Annotated in this window: 2 protein-coding genes and 1 pseudogene; 1 reads left to right on the forward strand and 2 read right to left on the reverse strand. The window is 67.9% G+C overall.

Annotated elements, in window-relative coordinates; genetic code table 11:
• Window positions 1-171: 171 nt before the first annotated feature.
• Together ACWDS7_RS47725 and ACWDS7_RS47730 are read right to left on the reverse strand one after the other, a co-directional pair.
• Complete coding sequence (locus ACWDS7_RS47725) at window positions 172-702, reverse strand: RDD family protein (protein ID WP_451934710.1); 531 nt, start codon at window positions 700-702, stop codon at window positions 172-174.
• Between the two features lie 552 nt (window positions 703-1,254).
• Window positions 1,255-1,347, reverse strand: a pseudogene (locus ACWDS7_RS47730) (IS5/IS1182 family transposase); the annotation flags it as partial.
• Between the two features lie 665 nt (window positions 1,348-2,012).
• Between ACWDS7_RS47730 and ACWDS7_RS47735 the strand changes: the two are divergent.
• On the forward strand, window positions 2,013-2,797 hold a 785-nt coding region (locus ACWDS7_RS47735), incomplete at its 3' end, for an MFS transporter (RefSeq protein ID WP_451934711.1).

A 2,797-nucleotide genomic window follows, 5' to 3' on the forward strand; every position in this document is an offset into this window, starting at 1 on the left:
CGGGGAACGGGTGAGGGGCCGGGAGAAGGCCCGTGGCCGGGAGGGGTGACAGCCCGCCTTTGACCTCGATCGCATCCGTGACGGCATCGAGCAGCCAGGAGGCCCGCCTGCCCGGCAACCCCAGGGGGCGCCGGCTCGGCGTGTCCGTTCACGCCCGGGGTGCCCGCAGCATCACGGCGACGGTACGACTCGTGTGGCCGCCACAAGATCGTGCAGGGCGGCCCGGTCGCGGCGCACCAGCAGTAGCGCGATCGAGACCCCGGCCAGGGCGTACGCCGCGACCAGGAGGGGCATGGCGAAGATCACTTCGTGACCGCGTGCCAGCCGGGACACCGCCATGTGACCGCACTGCCATGGAAGCAACTTCACAACGTTGCGTACCACGATCCGTGCCGTACCGGACCGCTCCCCGCTGACCGTAGCCACAACGAGCCCGGCCCGTCGCTTGCCCCACGTGGCCTGGCGCCGCCCCGCCTCCCCGATGGTCAGACACGCCCCGACAGGCAGCGCGGTCAGCACAGTGATCAGTAGATCGGTGCTCACCATGCCGAGCCCATCGAACACCCCTGCTCCCGCGAGGTGCAGCGGGACGAACACCACGGCAAGCAGGGTCAGCCAGGCGACGATCGCAAGATAGTCCCAGCCGGCTGCCACCAGCCTCGGGCGTAACTCTGCCCGGCCGACTTGCGTCTTCTTCAGCATGCGTTGCCTCCTTGACCAGCATGACGATTTCACCTGCGAGCGTTACGCCCACTCATTATGGCAAATGTAAAAGGGGGCCTGATCAACATCCTCGTCTCGGTTTGGCGGCCCACAGGATGACGTCCGTACCGAAGAACTTCTTGTGGCACTCGATATTCCTGAGGCCGAGACCATTCAGAACGCCGGCGATATGTCGCGGCGATTTCAAGGGGGGCGTGCTGGATTCGAGGATCACAATCCGGCCGCCGGACTTGATATCTGCAAGAGCAATCCGGAAAAGCGGTGCGTCGGCCCCTTGCCGTGTCGGGGTGTGTCCAGTGAACGGGGTAACTCATTTGAATCAGTTTCTGTCGGGTGGTCGAGATCGAGCGGCCTTCGAAGGTGATGGCAGAAGCGTTGAGAGCGGCTTTCCAGCGGGTGATTCAGCGTTTGGGGCCCTTGCCGGTCGGGTCCAGGCTCATGATCGCCACCAGCCGTCGAAGAAACGCATCCACGAACGACTGAACGACTGACGGCCAAATGAGTCACGGTCCAAGGAACCGGTCAGGTCCCTCCTTTGACCGCGCGCACGCTGACCGGGTCGATCGCGCATCGTGGCCAGTCCAGCTCGCCTCGGGCGCCGGAATCGTCCAGCAGGACGCGGTACGGCAGGGGCCGGCGCTCCTCCGGACCAGGAGTTGCACCGAAAAAATAAAAATACAGTCCCGAAGTCGGCCATGTCGTGGCGGGGATGGGCATCGACACCGAAGTACGTAAGCATTTCTCGATCGAGTCGGCGTGCGATTCCGCAGCATTTCCCGCGCTTGGCCGTTGCTCCGGCACGGCCCGCAGCCCGGTGCGGATCAGCAGCGGGGCCAGGTGGCGCGGCAGTACGGCGGCGGGATCGGCGGTGATGCCGGCTGCCATAGCGTGCACCAGCGACCCGTACGCTTCGGCGCGACAGGAACGGAAGAAGACGAAGTGCCGGCCGTCGGGCCGGATGAGCATCGAGGCCTCGCCCCAGAGCGCCTCCCGTTTTCCCGCAGGGCGAACGGGGGCAGGGTTCCACCGCGGCTTGAGGCTTTTCCTCCATCGGTCCAGCACCGTGGACAACACGCGGCGGGAAGTCTCCGGGACCTGTTCAACGACAGGCTTGAAGCCATGAGTGGCTACTACGAACAGCCCGGCGGCGCGGAGCCCGGCATCGAGACATCCGTCCCGCGGCTCCGCTGCGGATCGCCCGACGCGCGGAACAGTTCCTCGGCCCTGGCCGGCGGGCGCGGACCTGAGGCAGCGCCAGGCGCCCCTCGACGCATCGTGGCGGTGGGCGCGTGAGCCATACCCCGCCTTCCGCCCCGCCCGCGTGGCGGGAACTGCTGGGCCGGGAGTATCTCGGCGCGGCTGTCGTGCTGGCCGGCGGAGTGCTTGTCGGTGCGATCAACATCTATCTGGCGGCGAGCCTGCTGCCGACCGCGGTGGCCGATCTCGGCGGCGCGAGCTTCTATGCCTGGAACATGACGGTCTACCTCGTCGCCATGGTGATCGCGACGATGCTCACCGGTCGGTTCCTGTCACTGTGGGGGAACGTCGGCGCCTACCTTCTCGGCTTCGCCATGTTCACCGCGGGCTCGCTGGCCTGCGCGCTGAGCCCGGCGATGGCGTTGCTGCTGGCCTCCCGAGGCGTGCAGGGGCTCGGCGCCGGGCTGCTGTCCGGGCTGGGATTCGCCGTCATCCGATCAGCCCTGCCGACCCGGCTCTGGACGCGCGGCGCCGCGCTGATGTCGGCGATGTACGGCGTCGGCAACTTCGCCGGCCCGGCACTCGGCGGCCTGTTCGCCCAGTTCGGGTCGTGGCGGCTGGCGTTCGCGGCGATGGCGGTGATCGGGGCCGGATGCGGTGCGCTCGTACCCCGCGTGCTGCCGCGCGGCGAACGCGGCGGCGGGCGCGTCCTACGGCACTGGCGCAACCGCGAAAGCATCTACCAAGCGCACCGCACCATCCAGGAGCTGCAAACCCTCGACCCCGACGACGGGCCCGACCGGCTGCGCGCCCTCGGCGAACGGCTCCTCAAAACCGCCGACGACCTCGCCCCCGAACGGCCCGCCGACAACGAAGA

The sequence above is a fragment of the Streptosporangium sp. NPDC003464 genome, assembly GCF_053588315.1.

Excerpts from the sequence above, each read along its gene's own strand:
- ACWDS7_RS47725 (WP_451934710.1), bottom strand. The coding sequence starts at position 702 with ATGCTGAAGAAGACGCAAGTCGGCCGGGCAGAGTTACGCCCGAGGCTG.